23 protein-coding genes are annotated in these 18276 nt (G+C 50.8%); 3 read left to right on the forward strand and 20 right to left on the reverse strand.

All coding sequences use genetic code 11. From position 1 onward, the window contains the following. Window positions 1-915, reverse strand: a 915-nt coding sequence (locus HYU99_00600) for a hypothetical protein (protein ID MBI2338854.1), incomplete at its 3' end; no start/stop codon positions are given. Between the two features lie 99 nt (window positions 916-1014). On the opposite strand from HYU99_00600, the gene HYU99_00605 reads away from it, so the two are divergent. Next, window positions 1015-1854 (forward strand): hypothetical protein, encoded by an 840-nt coding sequence (locus HYU99_00605; GenBank protein ID MBI2338855.1) that lies wholly within the window; start codon window positions 1015-1017, stop codon window positions 1852-1854. Window positions 1855-1889: 35 nt separating this feature from the next. On the opposite strand, the gene HYU99_00610 is transcribed toward HYU99_00605, so the two are convergent. Continuing rightward, window positions 1890-3290 (reverse strand): aspartate aminotransferase family protein, encoded by a 1401-nt coding sequence (locus tag HYU99_00610; protein ID MBI2338856.1) that lies wholly within the window; start codon window positions 3288-3290, stop codon window positions 1890-1892. A 252-nt stretch (window positions 3291-3542) separates the two neighbouring features. Between HYU99_00610 and HYU99_00615 the strand changes: the two genes are divergently transcribed. Continuing rightward, entirely contained in the window at window positions 3543-4283 is a 741-nt protein-coding gene (locus HYU99_00615) for an ABC transporter ATP-binding protein (protein ID MBI2338857.1), read from the forward strand. Beyond that, window positions 4280-5086, forward strand: coding sequence for an ABC transporter permease (locus tag HYU99_00620; GenBank protein ID MBI2338858.1), 807 nt, complete (start codon window positions 4280-4282; stop codon window positions 5084-5086). The genes HYU99_00615 and HYU99_00620 overlap by 4 nt, the downstream gene beginning before the upstream one ends. 43 nt (window positions 5087-5129) lie before the next feature. On the opposite strand, the gene HYU99_00625 is transcribed toward HYU99_00620, so the two are convergent. The 18 genes from HYU99_00625 to HYU99_00710 all read right to left on the reverse strand — a co-directional run. Beyond that, window positions 5130-5549: a PIN domain-containing protein gene (locus HYU99_00625; GenBank protein MBI2338859.1), complete on the reverse strand. Its 420-nt coding sequence runs from the start codon at window positions 5547-5549 to the stop codon at window positions 5130-5132. Continuing rightward, entirely contained in the window at window positions 5546-5776 is a 231-nt protein-coding gene (locus tag HYU99_00630) for a type II toxin-antitoxin system PrlF family antitoxin (GenBank protein ID MBI2338860.1), read from the reverse strand. Before HYU99_00630 ends, HYU99_00625 begins: the two co-directional genes overlap by 4 nt. Window positions 5777-5843: 67 nt before the next feature. Further along, entirely contained in the window at window positions 5844-6422 is a 579-nt protein-coding gene (locus tag HYU99_00635) for a hypothetical protein (protein MBI2338861.1), read from the reverse strand. Continuing rightward, the gene (locus HYU99_00640) at window positions 6419-6907 is read right to left on the reverse strand and encodes a hypothetical protein (protein MBI2338862.1); all 489 of its coding nucleotides are present in this window, start codon (window positions 6905-6907) and stop codon (window positions 6419-6421) included. The genes HYU99_00635 and HYU99_00640 overlap by 4 nt, the downstream gene beginning before the upstream one ends. 110 nt (window positions 6908-7017) lie before the next feature. Beyond that, entirely contained in the window at window positions 7018-7599 is a 582-nt protein-coding gene (locus tag HYU99_00645; protein ID MBI2338863.1) for a lytic transglycosylase domain-containing protein, read from the reverse strand. After that, window positions 7584-7775, reverse strand: coding sequence for a hypothetical protein (locus HYU99_00650; protein ID MBI2338864.1), 192 nt, complete (start codon window positions 7773-7775; stop codon window positions 7584-7586). Before HYU99_00650 ends, HYU99_00645 begins: the two co-directional genes overlap by 16 nt. A 34-nt stretch (window positions 7776-7809) precedes the next feature. Further along, window positions 7810-8058, reverse strand: coding sequence for a hypothetical protein (locus HYU99_00655; GenBank protein ID MBI2338865.1), 249 nt, complete (start codon window positions 8056-8058; stop codon window positions 7810-7812). A gap of 154 nt (window positions 8059-8212) precedes the next feature. Then, window positions 8213-8485 (reverse strand): acyl carrier protein, encoded by a 273-nt coding sequence (locus HYU99_00660; protein MBI2338866.1) that lies wholly within the window; start codon window positions 8483-8485, stop codon window positions 8213-8215. 4 nt (window positions 8486-8489) lie between these two features. Then, complete coding sequence (locus HYU99_00665; protein ID MBI2338867.1) at window positions 8490-8939, reverse strand: hypothetical protein; 450 nt, start codon at window positions 8937-8939, stop codon at window positions 8490-8492. A 121-nt stretch (window positions 8940-9060) separates the two neighbouring features. Beyond that, a complete protein-coding gene (locus tag HYU99_00670) occupies window positions 9061-9615 on the reverse strand; it encodes a hypothetical protein (GenBank protein ID MBI2338868.1) in 555 nt (184 codons plus the stop codon). A gap of 12 nt (window positions 9616-9627) precedes the next feature. Beyond that, a complete protein-coding gene (locus tag HYU99_00675; protein MBI2338869.1) occupies window positions 9628-10218 on the reverse strand; it encodes a hypothetical protein in 591 nt (196 codons plus the stop codon). Between the two features lie 10 nt (window positions 10219-10228). Next, entirely contained in the window at window positions 10229-10864 is a 636-nt protein-coding gene (locus tag HYU99_00680; protein MBI2338870.1) for a hypothetical protein, read from the reverse strand. Between the two features lie 203 nt (window positions 10865-11067). After that, window positions 11068-11727, reverse strand: a complete 660-nt coding sequence (locus HYU99_00685) for a hypothetical protein (GenBank protein ID MBI2338871.1) — start codon at window positions 11725-11727, stop codon at window positions 11068-11070. 18 nt (window positions 11728-11745) lie between these two features. Continuing rightward, window positions 11746-12210, reverse strand: coding sequence for a hypothetical protein (locus HYU99_00690; GenBank protein MBI2338872.1), 465 nt, complete (start codon window positions 12208-12210; stop codon window positions 11746-11748). 111 nt (window positions 12211-12321) lie between these two features. Then, on the reverse strand, window positions 12322-12612 hold the full coding sequence (locus tag HYU99_00695; protein ID MBI2338873.1) for a hypothetical protein: 291 nt from the start codon (window positions 12610-12612) through the stop codon (window positions 12322-12324). Between the two features lie 470 nt (window positions 12613-13082). Further along, window positions 13083-14459, reverse strand: a complete 1377-nt coding sequence (locus tag HYU99_00700; protein ID MBI2338874.1) for an ATP-binding protein — start codon at window positions 14457-14459, stop codon at window positions 13083-13085. 403 nt (window positions 14460-14862) lie between these two features. Next, window positions 14863-15207: a hypothetical protein gene (locus tag HYU99_00705; protein MBI2338875.1), complete on the reverse strand. Its 345-nt coding sequence runs from the start codon at window positions 15205-15207 to the stop codon at window positions 14863-14865. Window positions 15208-15450: 243 nt separating this feature from the next. Continuing rightward, a partial coding sequence (locus HYU99_00710) for a LamG domain-containing protein (GenBank protein MBI2338876.1) occupies window positions 15451-18276 on the reverse strand: 2826 nt, incomplete at its 5' end.

Here is an 18276-nt window from a genome sequence, read left to right on the forward strand (position 1 = left end):
GTTTGTTCCAAAGACCTCCTGAAAATTGAAACGCAGGGCGGTCATCCACCGGTTTGTCACCAGCGGGATCAGCTGGACCGCCTCCAGGCGCCACCCCTGGAAATTCTTGTCGCTCCCAAGGGCCTTGTTCGAAAAAAAATAAGAGAGACGAACTTTCGAACCGGACGTTGAATATTCCTTGTTTGCCCGGTTGTCGAAGACGAGGGCGAATTCATCGATAAAATTGGTCGAGTCGACCACATTGGGGAGGGCGCCATAACGGGTCAGCGTATCGTCGATGTCGTCAATCGCCCGGCCGAGTATGTCGGTGGTGTGGAATTTTGGGGCCATTTCCACCCTTAAGTGATTCATGAAATACCAGCCAAAGGCGGCATCGAGCAAAAAATTCCGGCCGGTGAAATTGCTCTGATTTCTTTCGATCCTTCGGGGCCCGAGGCCGAAAAAACGACCAAAAGGGGTCTTTAACCAGGTGAAGGTTCCTTCCAGATAAAATTTGTCGAAGAAGGAGGGGTCAAGAAAATGGAACTCCACATCCCTCAAATATTTCTGGGCCACCTCGGCGTAGATTTCAATCGCCTCGTCCGGTTTGGGGTAGAAGTAGGAGAGGGCGGCGCCGCTGACGCCGGTTATGGTGTTGTACTGGCCGATGGCGGCAAAGATTGCCTTGATCTGCTTGTCATGGTCGGACATAAGGACCACCGGCATCAGGCCGTAGGTGTTGCCTTCATCCGGCCTCGATTCCCAGACGGGGACAGGGAAGACATCGATCTCGCGGTCTTTGAAATAGCGAAAAAGAGGATTTCCCTTTTTGGTTTCCGTCGGGACGGTTTCTTTTTTTGGCTCGCCCGCGCCAAGCGGGGTCAATCGGGTGAGAAGGGCCAGCAGAAAAAGAAGGATAATTTTATTTTTTTTCACGATGAAAAATTTTCAGCACCAACGGTATTATCAGGAGCGCTGCCGCAAGACAAGCAAGACTTCTCCAGCAAGACTTCTCCTTGATTTGTCGTTCCTAAAATGGGAGAGAAATGCGTCACGATGCAGGCCCTTCTCCTCTTCATCTGTTTTGTTGTTTTCCCGTCGGTTCTTTTGGCGGACGACCGGTGTCCCGGCGCCGATTCGCCTCCACCGCCGGTTTTGAAGGCCGATCTCCCGAAAATTTCCGCCGCGCTTGATTCTTTGCAGAAGCTTCTTGACTTGCCAATTTGGGAGGATTCGGACGATTCCCGTCAAAGCCTTCGGAATATCTTCGACACGGTCCCTCAAAAAACCAAATTGGAGCAGTTTTTTCAGCTCCTGTTTTTACTGCAAAAGAAAATCCCTTCCCAAAGGCTTCCGTTGACCGTCAAACCGCCCGGCATAACGGATGTTTTGCTTGCCGCAAAGGTTTTTACGGCCCCCGATTTTCCCAAAAAAATAACCTCGGTGACCTTGACCAAAGATCGCGCGGGAAAGACCGCCTGGTTTGTCTCTTTTGCCGATTCGGAGGTTCGCTTTCCCATCAACAAGGGGGCCGGTTTTGACGCCTGGGATCAGGGGATGTGCCAGGCGGCCAAAGAGCTGGTTTTTTATCCCGGTTTTTCTTTCAGCATCCGAAAGGCCCGGAATTCGGCCAACCTGATTGTCGAGAATTTCGACAAGGTTGAAATTTTCGGAAGTTTTGGAAGCCGGGGGCTGTTTACCATCGACCTTAATTATGTGGACCTCGAGAAAGTGGAATTCATCCAGGGAACCGACGAGGGGAAGGTGACGGCGCGGGTGGCCAAAAGGGAATTTCGGGAAAATCGGCACTCGAGCCTGTTTAAGTTTATCGGCACATTGATTCCGAATACATCCAGGCAAAGGATTGACTGGTAGAAATCATTTCAAAACCGGCAATTGATGAGGTGGTTTTAAGCCGTAGCGGCTTTTCTGTCGGCCAAGGCGTGCTTGACGAGATTTTTGCCCATCTCCCACATAGGGCCGGTGATTTGGCCGCATTCTTCAAGCACCGAGTCGAGAGCGGTGACAAAGCGGCCGACATGATCCGGTTCAATCACCAAAGGAGGAAGAATTTTCACCACATCCTGTTCGTGGCCGGAGACTTGTGTCAATATCCGGTGCTTGGCCAAAAGCGGCATCACAATCAACTCGCCAAACAGGCCGGAGTTGATCTGATGAACCATATTCCACTGGATTTTTTTCTTGAGGGAGGTGGGCTTTCCGAATTCGATGCCGATCATCAATCCCCTGCCGCGGATCTCCTTGATCCATTCGTGTTTTGCATCGAGTTTTTTGAGCCCCTCGACGATTTCTTCCCCCCGCATTCGGGCCTTTTCAACCAACCCTTCCTCTTCAATAATTGAAAGGGTCGCAAGGCCGCAGACCATGGCGAGATCGTTCTGCCCAAAGGTGGAGGAGTGAACCACGCACCGGTCCATCCGTGAAAAGACCTTGTTGTAGATACTTCGTCGCGTCAGTGTTGCTCCTACCGGTACCATCCCGCCCGAAAGCGACTTGGAAACGGTGATGATGTCGGGGTTTAAATTCCAGTGTTCGAACCCGAACCATTTTCCGGTGCGGCCCAGCCCCGTCTGGATTTCATCGGCGATGGCGAGAGTCCCGTACTTTTGGCAGAGTTTTTGCGCTTGAGGAAGGGTATCGTCGTGGGGAATGTAAACCCCCTTTCCCTGAATCGGTTCATAAATAAAGGCGGCGACATCTTTCTTTTTCAGTTCATCCTCCAGTTGATTCAGATCGTTTTGCCGGATCATCTCGCATCCGGGGAGAAGATCGCCGAACCCTTCACGGAATTCGGTGTTGCCGTTTAGGGCAAGGCTTCCCGTTGAAAGGCCGTGAAAGGCGTGATGGAGATAAAGAATCCGTTTGCGCCCGGTGGCGCCGCGGGCGAATTTGATGGCGCACTCGTTGGATTCGGTGCCGGAGTTGGTGAAAAAAACGGTATCGATCCCGTCCTGATTCACCCGTTTGATCAGCGCCTCGGCCAAAAGGCCCGAAAGGAGCGGGGCCTCCATCTGCACCAGGTTGGCGCGGTCTTTGTCGATAAATTCTGTCAGCGCCAATTTGATTTTCGGGTGGTTTCGACCGATGGCGAAAACGCCATAGCCGGAGAGAAAATCGAGATACTCATTGCCGTCTTTGTCGTAAAGATACGGCCCTTTCGCTTTCGTGTAAACTTTGTCGAAGCCGATGGTCTTTAAGACTTTGGCGAACTGCGGGTTGATGTAGTTCGAATGAAGGGCATAATTTTCGCCTTCGCGCGATTCGATAAGTTTGTGAATGTCGAAAGGCATCATTCTCCTTTGGGTGACAATTCAGTCCCGGTGTCTGCTTTCGGTTTTGTCGGAACTCGCGGTCTATTTAATCGCCACTCTATTTGATTGTTGGGCTCAAGAATGTTCCGATTGGCGATGTTCACTGCGGTGCGCTCAAACAGCCGACAAAACCTCAAGGCATCCACCCGAGACTGAATTGCTACCTTTCTAGCAGAGGGTTCTTTGAAAGAAAAGAGTGAAAATCGCCTTAAAATCGGATAAAAGGGGAAGATGGATCAGGTACTTGTCGCTGTCGAAGGTCTTTGCAAACGGTACCCCGATACCTTGGCTCTCGATAATCTTTCCTTTCATTTGAAGAGAGGGGAAATTCTCGGGCTTTTGGGCCCCAACGGTGCGGGAAAGACAACCGCCATTCATATTCTGCTCGGGCTGTTGACCCCCAGCACGGGAGAGGTTTCGGTCTTCGGCCTCTCTCCCTTAAAGGATCGCCACCGAATTGCCAAACGGCTCAATTTTTCATCCGCCTATGTGAATCTGCCGACGAATCTTAAGGTCTATGAGGTATTGAATGTCTTTTCGCGGCTTTATCTGGTAAAAAATGCGGCCAAAAAAATCAAATCGCTCCTTGACCTCTTTGAAATTTCACACCTGAAAAACCGTGTGACCGGGGCCTTGTCGGCGGGGGAAAAAACAAGGCTCAATCTCTGCAAGTGTCTCCTGAACGATCCGGAGCTTCTTTTATTGGACGAACCTTCCGCCAGCCTCGACCCAGAAATGGCCGATACCGTACGCGGTGTTCTGAAGAAAATCCAGAAGGAGCAGGGGATCGGCATCGTTTACACCTCGCACAACATGATGGAGGTGGAAGAGTTGTGCGACCGGATCCTTTTTATCCATCAGGGAAAAAAAATCGCCGAGGGTTCGGCGGAAGAGGTGAAACGGACTTTCAAGAGCGGGAGCCTGCAGGAGGTCTTTATCAAGATTGTCCGCAATGGGGATTTGATCTTATGAACGAATCTGTTTCGCGCATCAACGCCATGATCCTGCGCTATCTCTACCTCCACAAGCGGAGCGTCTCCCGCACGCTTGAGGTTATTTTCTGGCCGGTGATGGAACTGTTGGTCTGGGGTTTTTTGACCCTCTACATCCAGAGCCTGGCCCAGACTGAAGTTTCCAAGATCATTATTTTTCTCATCAACGCGATGATTTTCTGGGATGTCCTCTACCGGAGCCAGCAGGGGGTGAGTATTTCCATTGTCGAGGATATCTGGACGCAAAACATCGTCAACCTTCTGGTTTCCCCGCTTAAAATCTGGGAGTGGCTGACCGCCACGTTCATTTACGGAACTGCAAAAATCCTGTTGATCGTGGCGATTCTTGCCGTCATCGCGTTTGGGCTTTATCATTTCAATCTCATCGGCATGAACGGTTTTTATCTCATTCCCCTGATGGCCAATCTTCTCTTTTTCGGCTGGGCGATGGGGGTTTTTACCTCCGGCCTTTTGATCCGCTGGGGACACGCCGTGGAGGCGCTGATTTGGGGAATCCCCTTTCTGGTCCAGCCGCTTTCCGCGATTTTTTATCCCCTCTCGATCCTTCCGCCATCGGTGCAGGTTATTTCAAAACTACTCCCCAGCACGTATGTATTTGAGGGGATGCGGGCGATGATCCGGGACGGGGTGATGCCGTCGAGCTACATGTTGACGGCTTTTTTGCTCAATATTGTTTATTTCTTTATTGCGGGATTTTTTTTCAAGTGGATGTACGCCAAATCGCGCGCCAGCGGAAGGCTGGGGAGGTTGGGGATGGATTGATGTTTCCCCAATTTTTCGGTTGATTAAGAGGGGGAGGGGGGATTTATCGGCCCGGATCGATGATTTTCAGATTTTGAAAATAGGTCCTGTAAAAACCCTGGTCTCGCGTGATCAAGTTTCCCGCATGAACAGCGGCATGGGCCCCGACAAGAAAATCGGCCAGAACGCGGCGAGATTGAAGGAATTTCCGTTTTTTATGCTCATTATATCGTTTCCAGCTTCGTGAGGCCGTCCATAAGGCGCCGTTACCTGAAGGGACCTGTCTGATTCCTGTGGAAACCAGAAACGTTTTGAACAACAGTTCGTCGTCAAACTGGGCGGCCAATTCGGCATAGACAACCTCTCCGATGATCAACGGGGCCTTTTCGACGTATTGGTTGAGCGTTCTTCTGGACGATTCCAAAAAAGAGGGATTCGGGATGAGAATATCGAGAAGAATATTTGTATCGACGGCAACGATCACGATTTGTGACCCCGCAGGCCGGCAACGATGCGATCACTGTCTTTTGTTTTAACCGATTTCAGGAGACCTACGAATTTGTCGAAGGGGGCCCTTTTATCCTTCCGGACGACCTGGATGCGGCCTCCGGCAGAGATGACAAAATCAACCTCTTCACCGGAGCGGACATTCAACGCCGCCCGAACCGGTTTGGGAAGGGTGATTTGGAATTTTCGGGTCAGTCGAGACATAAGTAATACCTCTAAGTAATACTAAACGATCTCCCCGATTTTTGTCAAGGCCCCGGACATTTGAACTTCATTTTGAAGGGCTGTGCATTTTAAACACCTGCCGGATCAGCATATCGAGGGGGGATTCATTTTGATCCTCTTGATCCTCTTGGTTCCCCTTTTTGTCCCTATTTTTTTTCTTCTTTTGTTTTTTCTTCTTTTCCTCCCGGTGCAGTTTTCCCAGGCAGGCGAGCATTTGGGGGATGATGACGGGGATCGGCTGGGTTAAGGTGGAGGAGGGGAGGTGGCCGTTTTGGACCAGCGCTTGCGTCAGCGAGACGATCTGTTCTTTCAGCGAAGGGGCTTGGTCGTTCGTTTTGGTCAGCAAAGATTCGCCGGATTCTTTTACTTCCCCTTCACTCCCTTTTGGAATCACCCTCTCCCTTAATCCCTCCCCCCTTCCACCAAACAACTGGCGGACAGGCGAGGTGGAGGGGCAGGGGAGAGGGGGCGTTTGAGGTAAGTTGTCAGCCGTTCCAGTCTGCCCGGCCGGCTGTTGCATCTGCTCCCCTGCGGGAGCGAGATTTTGCAGAATATTGGCCAGCAGTTGTTGTTCAACGGTCAGGATCGTCTGGAGGGCCTGCAGGTTTTGGAGGGGGGAGATCATTTGGCTGTCTTGGCCTCGATCGGTTTCCACTTCCGGTAGCGGCCGTCTTGGTAGGAGTAGATCCAGCCTTTTGTCTGTTCACTGCAATGCCATTTACCAGTGCAGTCACGCTCCTCGGCGATAATTTCCCTATTGCCGTCCCCATCAATATCTTTGAGAAAACCGGGATCGATAAAATCATCAGTACCGAAAAAATCCTTGCCACCTCCCCAAGTGTAAAAAACAAACTCCCCCTTGTTGGAAAGATCGTCGGGATCAAAAATGGCCACGTGATAAGTTTCAGCACCGCTGGACCCCCCTCCAAACCCTTCGGCAAATACAATGAATGGGGCTTCATTTTGAACAAGTCTCACCTGCCGGACCTCGAGAGAACAAGCGGCACGGTAACGATTGCAGGTGCCGTAAAAAATCTTTTTTGTTTTATTTTTCTGGTTTGCCAGTTGGATACGGACATAGCTGTCTTTTTCGGTTGTTGATTCGCCCAAACAGCTTTTGCCGGTGATGGTTACGGAGGGAAAAATAAAACGAGGTGTCTTGCGATTGTACCGTAGAAGCGGTGAAAAATTCAGACAACGTCAATACCCAAAACAGGATTTTAAATTTTTTGCGCATAAGGAGCGATTTCGACTATTGACCCTTCGGCATTAAAATCCATATGCTGTTGTTTCCATTCCTTGGCCGAAGGTACGTTATTGTTTTGAGCTATTTCCGGCCCATTTGCAAGCAGGGAGTGGACAGCACTCGAAACACGGGTATCCTGGAGGGAAAGGATTGATTTAATACTGGCAATAAATTTCAAACCTTCGCTACGGCGTGCCGGGTCGTTGAATTTTGTTGTTGACCAGAAATAATCTTTCCAGTTACCCCCTTTTGCTTCAGCCGATGCGACGGCGTCGGCTACGGCGCCTTCCCCTTGATTGTATCCGGCCGCAATTTTCTCCAGATCTCCTTTAATGTAAGGCAGATCTCTTAAATAAGTGAGAAAGGCAGTACCCCGGTCAATTGCCTGTTCCGGGACAAAAGGGTTTATAGAGGTTTTAAAAAATTGTTTTTTGGGGTTTGGGGCATAAATATCACGGGTGAACTGCATTACCCCATAGGCTCCGGTATCGGATACGGCCTCAATTTTTCCTCCGGATTCGTTAATGATGACGGCGGTTATCAGCGATTCGTCGATTTGGTGGGTGGATGCGGCAGCTTGACAATCTCCGCATCGTTGAGCGCTTTGATCTCTTTGCCGTCCATGCTTTGGAGGAGTTTAAGGCCGCTTGAGGCCGCCGAAACTCCGCCCCGCAACGCCTCCGCGCCGATGCCGAAAAGATCGTTGTTATTTTCAATCGACAAACCGCCCATATTTTTTCAGCTCCCTGCCCCCGTTGCCGTTGCGTTATAAATTGTCCCTGATTTCCGCCATCTTGTCGCCGATCCATTTCTGGAGGCTGGGAAAGTCCCTGGACGCATCCGGATAAAGCTGTTCGGCCAGATCGGGGTTCTGCTGAAACTCGGGATAAATCTGCTCGGCCACGGCGCGTGGAGAGAGATTTTGGTCGTAGCCATCCCAAATAGCTTGCATGACCACTGTTCTAAACTCATCTGCCCCTTCCGGTTTGGCGATCTCCATTGCCGAAGATGCCATGCCATCCCAAATCTTGTTTGATAGTGATAAGTCATTGCTCATAAGTTCTCCTTAATTTTAGTTTGATGTTTAATTAAATCACTACTTGCCTCTGCAAACTCCGCTCCCAAGCCGCTTCATCCGCCACTGGCTTTGCTACTTGGGAACCCTCCTTTTAGATTTTTACGTTTTCTGTCACAAGTGACTGCGTATACCGCGCCATGTCGCCCACCGTCTCGACGGACGGCATGGTATCGCCGTCAAATTCAACCCCAAACTTCTTTTCGAGGTGCACGATCAATTCCACGATATCCAGCGAGTCGAGGCAAAGATCATCTTTGAGGTTGACGTGCGGGAAAAGCAGGTTTGCCTTCGGGCCTTTCAGGAAACGGGAAACCTCCGTTCGTATTTCGTCACAGGAAGAGACAAGCTGGGAATTTTTGGTCATCGCTTTATACCCTTCTGAAATGATTAAGGTACCCTCTATCCCCTTCCCCTCTTCGTGGTTTAACGTGATCGCCGTTGTAATGATAAATTGTGTCAGCCCCCGATCCACCATCGATCCAATTAGTATTTCCTTTTGTTCCTTCAATGACGTCATCGCCGGCGCCGCCAAAAATTTTGTCACTGCCGGACCCGCCCTGGATGGTGTCGTCTCCCTTTCCTCCATGAATGGTCGTATCGAGCGAAAGAGACGGATCGATTTTGATGTTGTCATCGCCGTTTCCGCCATAAATCTTGACGTTTCGCAACTGGGAATAGGGAACGGTAGCCATAACCTCGCCGTTGACCTTTATCTCCACCATCGCCGGTGTCCGGCCCAGCATGCGGTTAAGCTCGATTTTGTCATTTCCGTCTCCGCCCCTGATTTTGAGAGTTCCGTTTTTTAAAACGGTGCTCACTTGTGAGGTTCCCTTCCCTTGAGTTTTAGAAAAATCATTATGTTTTCCGGTTATTGAGAGACTCGGCATTTCCGTTATTGAAGACATGGTTTTCTCCTTTTTTGCGGCTGGTTTTAGACCCTTAAGTTCTCATGCTCAAATCTTTTAAGGCGTTTCCTTTTTTGGTCACGCCGCTGGCGACTTCTTCCAGCATGGCTTTTTTGCGCGTTAAAAGCTCTTTGAGATCGGTCTCGAGCTGGCTGACCTCTTTTTTGAGTTTGTCTTCAGTCTTTTTGAGCCGCTCAATTTCGGCCGACAGGGCGGCCTTCGGCGTGTATTTTGCCCCAAAAATCGGGTCCTTTGTGGCCAACTGCCCCCTTTTGATCTCTTTGACCTCTCCGCTTTTCTCATCGTAGGTAAAATCAACGCGCTCATAAGTATGATAGATTTTGGTATCACCGCCGCCGGGATGTTTGTCTCTAACCATGTCCAGTTTGCCGATCTGCTTGCCGTAGGCGCCCAGGAGGGCCGTTTTCATCTCGAGCTTGGTTTTAACCTCATCGATTTTTTTATTGACCTCCTCGATCATGAAGGCCTGCATCATGACATCGGCGCTCAAGTTTTCGACGCTACTTGTCGATTGAGGCGTGATGATTGTCGAACTGACCGTTTCACTTCTTTGATTGGTAATTTCCATGGAAACCTCCCGTTAATTTTTGGCGATGGCGCTTTCGGCCTCGTTTTTAAGACGCACGTAACTGTTCATCGCGTCCTCTGTTTTGGCACGCGACTCCCGCGCCCTTTTTTCGACATCCTGCGCCTGTTCCGTTTGCTTCGATTCTGCAAGAATGTCTTTCTGCAATTTTTCGACATCCACTCCCGCCTGTTGCGCTTTTTTCGCAAAGGGATCGAACTGAAGAACAAAATTGGCCAGTTTCTGAATTCCCCCGGCGATCATTTTCAAGGCGTTGGCAATTTTTGCCTGCGCGGCCTTTAGCGCCGGAGAGGCGACGTTGGGCATGGTTGAAAGCTTGAAATTAATGACGGATGCCACGACGGAGGTTGCCAGTGAGACAATGTTTTTGAGCAGGCCACTGCTGAATTGGGCTTTAATTTGCTCTTCCATTTTGTTCACTTTTTCCTTTTGAAGCGATATTTGACTGTCGAAATGCCTTTCTTTTTGCCTGGAGGCGTCTGTTTCCTGAAGGGAGCTGTTTTCCTCCATCGATTCAAGGAGGGCAAGTATTCTGGATGAGTCGCCGAAGGTCGATGAAGTTGTGTTGGCGGAAATAATGGCCATGGTTGTCTCCTTAAAGTTTTGTCAGGGCTTCCCTGCCCTGTTCTTCGATGTTTATTGTTTCAGAGGTCCGGGAGATGAGCTTGGTCATCCCTTCTTGAATCCGGCGGATCTCATCCGAGTTGCTTTCCACGGTTTTGCCCGCCTGCATGGCCAGAGTTTGGAATCTCTCGGCCTCTTTTTGGTGAAGGGCCATGCTTTTTTGCTTCGCCATATCCATTATGCTAATTCCGACCTGCGATAAATCCTTTAGCATGGTGACGGCTAATCGAACTATCTTCAAGACCGTTTCCGACGCATTTTTTATGACCTGTTTGGTAAGGGTTTTTACAAGAGATTTCCCCATCATTTTGGTAACGGGTTTTACAAGAGATTTTCCCATCATTTGGGCCATTTTCTGGAACATTTTCATGACGGTCTCGGACACCTTTTTTGTCAGCTGTTGGGTGACAGTTTGCAGGACAGAAGCTCCCCCGGTGAAGAATATCTGGGCGGCTTGAACGGCGAAGGACAGAGCCATTTGAAGCCACTTCAGTTTCCCCTTAAACACTTTCCCCAAAATGGTGTCCAAAGGATTAAGGATTTTCATGACAAAACTAAATATTTTTAGAAACATCCGGAAGAAGCCCCCTTTGGTCAGCTCCTTCACATACTTGTTGAGTTCCCTGATCCGTTTGTCCCTTTTGCCGCTCATGTCGCGAAGCCCGGTATTCAGCCGGCTTCCGGCCAGTTTTTTTTGATCGACCATGCCCTGGGCGGTCCCCGCGAAAAAACTTTCGGTCAGGGTATCGTTGCTGATCGAGGTTAAGTTGATACTTGATGTTCCGGTTACGGGCGGCATAAATTTCTCTGTTATTTTGCGATGTTCCTTATAATCGAGGCGCTGGCATCCTGAACCTTGCTGATTAGGGCCGACAGTGTCTCAAGAGTCGTTTTCCTTTTTCCGCTGAGATCCTGAAGCTGAATCCCGAATTGCTCTCCTTCCGTATTGAGGTCGTCCAACTTTCCCTGGAGATACTTGTTTGCCCCTTCGAGTTGATCGGCCTTGATGGTATATTCCGTATTCCCATGCTTATTTGTCGACTTTGTTCCGATGGTCATCTCGCTTGCCTCGGAGGAGACCCCACCAAGCCCATCGTGGGCTTCGGTGTCGTAGAAATAGTCGCTCACTTGCCCATTGGGAAGACCGTCCAATCCGAGCTCTTTCAGCATGTCATTCAGGTCAGTCCCCACCATTTTCTTTGAATCGTCCTTTCCTTTTACCTTGAAACCATCGTGTTCTCCTTTTTCAAGGCCTTTGAAGGCGCTTAACGCCACGTCAAGCTTGGAAATGCTTTGGCGGTAGGATTTTCTTAGGTCCAGGTTGGCCTGGATTTTTTTGCCCATATCCTTGAGCTGGCCGTCGGAATCCTGAAGGAGCAGGGCCTCGACATAGGTGAGCATGTCCATGGTGCCCGCGCCGATGGTGACGCCGGAGATGGAGTTTGCTGTATTATTTGCCGTGACGATCATGATTTTCTCCTTTCGTTATCAGTTTTTCAGGTTACGAATAATGCTCGAGGCTGTCTCATTCTTGCTGGCCATCATGTTGGACAGGAGCATCAGCATGTTTTTCCGCTGATCCACCAGCGACTGAATCTGGATCATCGTGAGCTCGCTGTTGGAGTTCAACCCCGCCAGCTTTTCCTGCCTGGATTCTACGGTGGCGGTGAGGGCCTCTTTGGTGACGTAAAGATAACCTCCGCTGGAGATAATGCTGTTCTTATCTACCCCCAACTGGAGGAGTTTGTCGCGTTCGACCTGTGTAATCATGACTGCATCCTGACCGTTCGTTGACTCGTTATTTATCGTTGTCTTTGCATTAATGCCTTGAAGAACGGAAATCTCCCCCCGCACTTCCTGTTTTTGGGCCAGCTGATCCTGCATATTGGCCGAAATATCGGCCAATTGCTGGTTGAAGTCGGCTATCAGCGAAACGCCGACGGTCTGTTCCAACCCGGTTTCGCTGACTCCTCCACCCAGGCTGGTTTCGCCGTTTATACCCTGGAATCTTACTTGATCTAAAGAGACTGTGGTCATATTGATTCTCCTTTATTCGTTTATTCGTTAAACTCTCAATGCTCCTATCATCTGCAAATTTATCGGCCGGTAAGCGCCGCGCCGCTCGGCGGAACGGACCTTGGAGGCCTGTTTGGCCTTGTTATAGGCCGCGTTCCACTTTTCCGGCGGGATGTTCAGCGACTTCACATGCCTGTTGACCGCCGAAAAGAACTGCTCCGGCGTGCAGTGAAGATCTTTCCAAACCCAGTGGCCCCGAAACGCCTTTTCTTCCTTTTCCAACAGGGCCAACGCCTCTTCCGCTTTATCAACGACTTGTTGTGTCTGCCCGTTCATCATGGCTTTTGTATATTCAAATATCGTGCCAAGTACGGCAGGGGCTAGGGTTTAGGGTGTAGGGTCTAGGGAAAACAAGGAGTTAGCTTTCCCTCTCCCTGACCATCCCCCCAAATGGGGGAGGGGAATTAGGCGCAAACCGTCCGAAAATCGGACGGTACCGTCCGATTTTCGGACGGTCGTAATTTAATCCTCCTCATTTTCTCATCAATCCAGCACTCCTTGGGAACCGTATCGAGAAATTCCAGCAAAAGTCTCACATAGCCATGATCAAGGGGGAGTGCACTATTGCCTGGGGGCAAAACGCACACTCAAGCAACATGCCAAAAGCGGTTTTAATTTTTTTGGATTGGCGCGCCCGAAAAATCAACGGGTTGGAGGAAGATTGCTTGTGATTGCGGAATAAGATGATTGAGGAAACGTCTATTTTTCGGACGGTTGTAATAAATTTACTCAATTTTATTTATTAGAAATTACGCCGTTTTTAACAACCGGAGGGTTTCTTCGACCAAGTAGAGCGGCAATGAAACAAGATTGAATTCGGCTGACTTTACCGTTCCCCCTTCGAGGGTTTGATGACGGACCTTTTGCGTGGAGGGGAGGTTCAAATCGAAGCGGCAGGCGACAGGCGTTTTTTTCTTGAGGACAAACTGCTGAAGGGATTTCAAACCGCCGCTTGTTCCGGCTTTGACCTCGATGGGAAAAATCCGGTCTCCGACCGCCGCCGCAAAATCAACCTCCGCATTGGACGTTTTTCCCTCCCGGAGCCAATAGGTCAGATCGGGACTTTCGAGCCCTTCGTGGCGATAAGCCAGGTGTTGGGCGATAAATTGTTCGGCCAATACCCCTTCATTGACCAGGCGGGTTTCGTCCATTCGGGATAAATCGCCCCATTCCATGCCGCAGAGGTAATTAAACAGGCCGACGTCGAGGAAAAATAATTTAAATACGTGCGGGTCGGCGGAGGCTTTGAGGGGAACGCCGGAACAGGCGCTGTGATGCGCCGGCAGGAGGAGGCGCGCCTTGACCAAAAGATCGATGGCCAGCCTTAAGGATTTGGACTGTTCCTCGCGCGAAATTTGGGAGTACTTGACCTTACAGCCGATGATTTTCGGAAGCGCGCCCAAGACGCTGTGCAGGCGGTTTAATTCGGAGGCCTGGCGGGTGTATTTGGCAAAATCGTCCTCGTAGGTGTTCATCACGGAGCGATGCACCCTTTGCGCTTCCGTCAGGCTTGCCGATTGGGAATAAACCAGCACCGCCTCCGGCATGCCCCCCACAAACAGATACTCCCGTTGCCGCAACAAAAGCCTCTCGTGCGCCATTTCGGGCAGGGCGCCGCCGAGACGGTATCCTTCGAGATATCCAACCAGGGATTCGTCGTTTTGCGCCAGCAAAAATTCCTTGAACGTCATGGGGCCCAGATGAAAAAACTCAATGCGCCCCACCGGCATGGAAAAGCCATGCCGGGCCAGAACGAATTCCAAAAGGGATCCCGCGGCGACAATGGGAAGCTCCGGCATGTCCTCGTGGAGGTAGCGCAGGGCCGGAATGGCGTCGGGGGTGGCCTGAATTTCGTCCAAAAACAAAAGCGCCTCTTTGGCATGAACGTTTTTTCCGCTGGCCGCCTCGATTTCGGCCAGAATTTTTTTACCGTCGTTTGTTTTGAAAACCGGGTTGAGCCTCAAGTTTCTTTCGAGATTGATTTCGATGAGATCGAATCCCCCGGAGGCGGCAAAATTCCGGACCAGGGTGGATTTCCCCACCTGCCGCGCCCCCCTCAAGATAAGGGGTTTCCGGCGTGGCCGCCCGAACCATTCAACGAGGAACTTTTCAGAAAATCGCTTCATACTAAAGGGCACCTCTAAAAACTATCTTCTACTGCAAAAACATGCTCTGGCCTGCAACTGCGTCGGATTTCACAAAAAGTCCTCAACGTAGCGCTTTGGCTACGTCTGCGGGCTTTTTGCTCATCCTCCTTGTTTCGGCTCAGATCATGTTTTTTCGTAACGAACATAGTTTTTAGAGGCGCCCTAAATTACACAGCAAACCGCTTATTATACACAACGACATTTCAAACTGCCGATAACTCCCCCCACCCCCCCTCTGTTTCCGCCAAAGGCGGATCAGCCTCTGGCTGAAAGAGGGGGAGAAGGGGGAGTTATGTCGTTACGTATATAAAACAGACCTGTAAATCAGTAAAACAGATACTAAAACATAGGTCTATTTTAGTCAATAGCCTAAGAAACCTTGTTAATCCTCCTCATTTTCCTCATCAATCCAGCACTCCTTGGGGACCGTATCGAGAAATTCCAGCAAAAGCCTCACATAGCCATGATCAAGGGGAAGCGGCGGCGGGGTTACTTGCGTGGAACTCCAGTCGACCAGAAAGAATTCGTCCTTCGATTCCCGCCGGATGGCGTCGGAGCGGGACTTCCAAGGCTCGTCATCGAATGAGGGGCAGGAGACCGCATCCGAAGGCGTTGTCCCGCGGATAGGCCCGGCCCGGCTCGGTTCCACTTCGGCGGAAAAATTTTCCGCTTCGGCAACCGTTTGGTCGGGGCGATTTGTCCACCAGAGTATTTTGAATTTCGACATGGGCTCTCCTTAAAAAATCCCGGGCACTATTGCCTGGGGGCAAAACGCACATTCAAGAACCATGCCAAAAGCGGGTTTAATTTTTTTGGATTGGCGCGCTCGAAAAATCAACGGGTTGGAGGAAGATTGCTTGCGACTGCGGAATAAGATGCTTGAGGAAACGTCTATTTTTCGGACGGCGCCGTCCGAAAATCGGACGGTCGTACGCAGGCACTCGGCGTCTACTCACTTACGCACTGTCTTTTATAAACACCCATCCGCCGACAGGTCGCTCCCCGCCAGCGCCTCGACGGCGCAGTAGGAGTTTCGGATTTCCTCTTCCGACAGGGCCTTGTCGTAAATGACGACTTCGTCGATGTAACCGGAAAAGTAGCCGGCAACATCTAATCCCTTACAGTAAGCACCAAAGCAGAGGTCGTTGGTGGTATCGTTGACGGTGTCGCCTGTCAGAGTTTGTGAAGAGACGAAAACCCCATTAAGAGCCGTAGCCTGGATGTCATCGCCATAGGTTCCAACCATGTGATTCCAGTTTCCTGCAGATAGTTGTCCTGAGTTGGTAGCATCACTATTATTATCAGGATCGGTCGTTAATATAAAATCAACAGTGTTATTAGCCTTTGTTCTGAATATATAAGAACTGGGTATATCCATATATTTACCCACAATGCCTTTGCTATCTTGCGCCGTATCGAGAGTCATGAAACGGGCTTCGAGAGTCAATGCCGACATGCCATCCAGATCAGCATAATCACTGACTCGGACATAATCATCGTCCCCGTCCAGCGTGAGCGCTCCGTCGATTCCTTCACCGATGGAAAAGGCAGGATCACCATTGAGCGTGCCATTATGACCCTTGCCACTGGCATCGTTCATATTCACATCTTGAAACTTCCACCACCCCACCAGCGAATCGTCGGTGGAAAAGGACCAGACGGGGGAGTAGTCGGAGCAATCGGTTCCGGCGGCATTGTAGCAGGCCTTCACCTTCCAGCTGTAGCCGGTGTTGCTGGGGGTGATGGGATCCTCAAGTACCGAAAACGAATCGGACGTGGTTGTCGGGTTTAGGCAGGAAAGATCCGACGATATGTCTTCTCCTGCCGCCGCATAACAAAGTAGATAATGGTTAAACGTCTTGCCCGAAGGCGTAATACCAGCCTCCCACGACAAAAACGCGCGGGTGGGGGGGAGTTCGAGGCCGTTGGATGGCGTGAGTTGCGCCGGCACGTCGTCATCAGCGCAGGTGCTTCCCGTCGGATCATTTGTCTGGCAAAAGTCGCGGATCTCCTGCGTGGAAAGGGCGCGGGAGTAGATGGCGATTTCGTCGAGCATTCCATCTAGCGCCTCGTTAGAGTTGATCGTAAAATTTCCCGAATCGTCGCCACCCAGGTTTGCCCCAAAATAGAGGTCCATGGTGCTGTTGGCCATAAACTCGATCGTCGCCTCCGCAATATCTGCCAACTCCCCATTCAGATACAGCCGGTAGGATCCGTTGTCCGTATCGCTAGTTACAACCAGGTGGGTCCAAACTTCAGCCGAGATTATCGGATCTAATGTTGGTCCATCGGATGCAACCAGCCAGTTTAGCGTATTGGAGTATCTGCCTAGTTCCAACTGGTAACCAGTTTGGTAGTCAGAATCAGTTTCCTGAGCATTTCCATTATAGTTATCCACCAGGCCGCGCGGCCCCGTTGTCGTGTTTGTCAGCACCCACAGTTCGACGGTCTGGGGAGAATCCAAAAGACTGTTGTGGGGAATACGAACATAGTCGTTGCCGGCAAGGGAAAGGGCACTGCCGTTGATGCCGCTCGCAAACACAAAGGGGGTATCATTGGGGGAGTCGTCGGAACCATCCAACCCATTTCCGCTCGAGTCAGTCACATCCCCGTCAAACCGCCACCACCCCACAAGCCCTGTGTCGCCGGTGGTGAAATTCTGACAGGCACTTGTGGAGGCACTTCCTCCATTGCTGTCGGAGAGAGCTACCGTGTAGGAATAATCGGTGCGGGGGTCGAGGGTGTCAGCGGCAATGCTGATGGAACCGCTTGTGGACGTTGTGGACGAAATGGACGAAGTGGACAGACAATCGGAGCCTTCATAAAGGGTCACCGTGCCCGTTACCGTGTCGTCCAAGCCGTCGGTCGAATCAGACTGATTCCATGAAATAGCCACGCCGCTTGCCGGGTCCTGTCCCAATTCAGTTGTTGTAGAACCATCAAAGCTCGGATTGTAATTCACCTGAATGGTCACGCTCCCCGTGGTGGTAAAAGTTTTGGAAGTCCCTGTTCGGGTCGCGGTCAGCGTGTAGGTTGTCGTCGTGGACGGACTCACGCTTGTCGAGCCTGTCGCACCGCTTAAGGTTCCCACGCTGTTGTCAACCAAAAGCGAGCTGTAATTCCCCACCTCCCATGTGAGGCTTGCGGAACTTCCGTTTTGAATCAGCGTGGAGGTCCCGAACGACGTGATGTTCGGCGTGTTGTCCACCGTCACGCTTATGGCAAGGGTCGCGGTGTTCCCGCTGTTATCCTGCGCCGTGAAGGTAAAGGTGACCGAAGAATCCTCCGTTACCGAGTCAGTCGCCGTATCCCATGTGGCGTCAAAAGCGTCCGCATTGCTGTTTGTGTCGCTTAAAGCACTGCCGGAAGACTTGCTTAAAACCAGTCGTTTGATGGCGCTTGCCGAACTCGAAGCATCCGCCGAAACGGTTTCCGCGTCCTGAACCGTCTGGCCGTCCGAAAGATTAACCGTGATCGTAACGCCGGCAGTTGTTATTGTTGTTGTGGTGGGGATATCCGTCGCATCCTCCGGATCGCTCCCTTGATCCAGCTCGTCAAAATTGCTGTACCCGTCGCCGTCCAGATCGAGGTCGGGCAAGATGTTTGAAGCAACGTCGGAATCAAGCGACACCGATTCGTCCGCCGTCAAACCTGTGGGTACTCCGTAAACAATGTCATCCGCGACAAAACTGATTGTGGTGCTTTTTGAATCGCCGGTTGTCTGCGTGGAATCGACATAGGCAATCGCCACACCGTCCCAATAGAAAATAATGACAAACCGATAGCTGGTGGAGCG

This window comes from Deltaproteobacteria bacterium (assembly GCA_016183175.1).
Classification (GTDB): Bacteria; UBA10199; UBA10199; order UBA10199; family SBBF01; genus JACPFC01.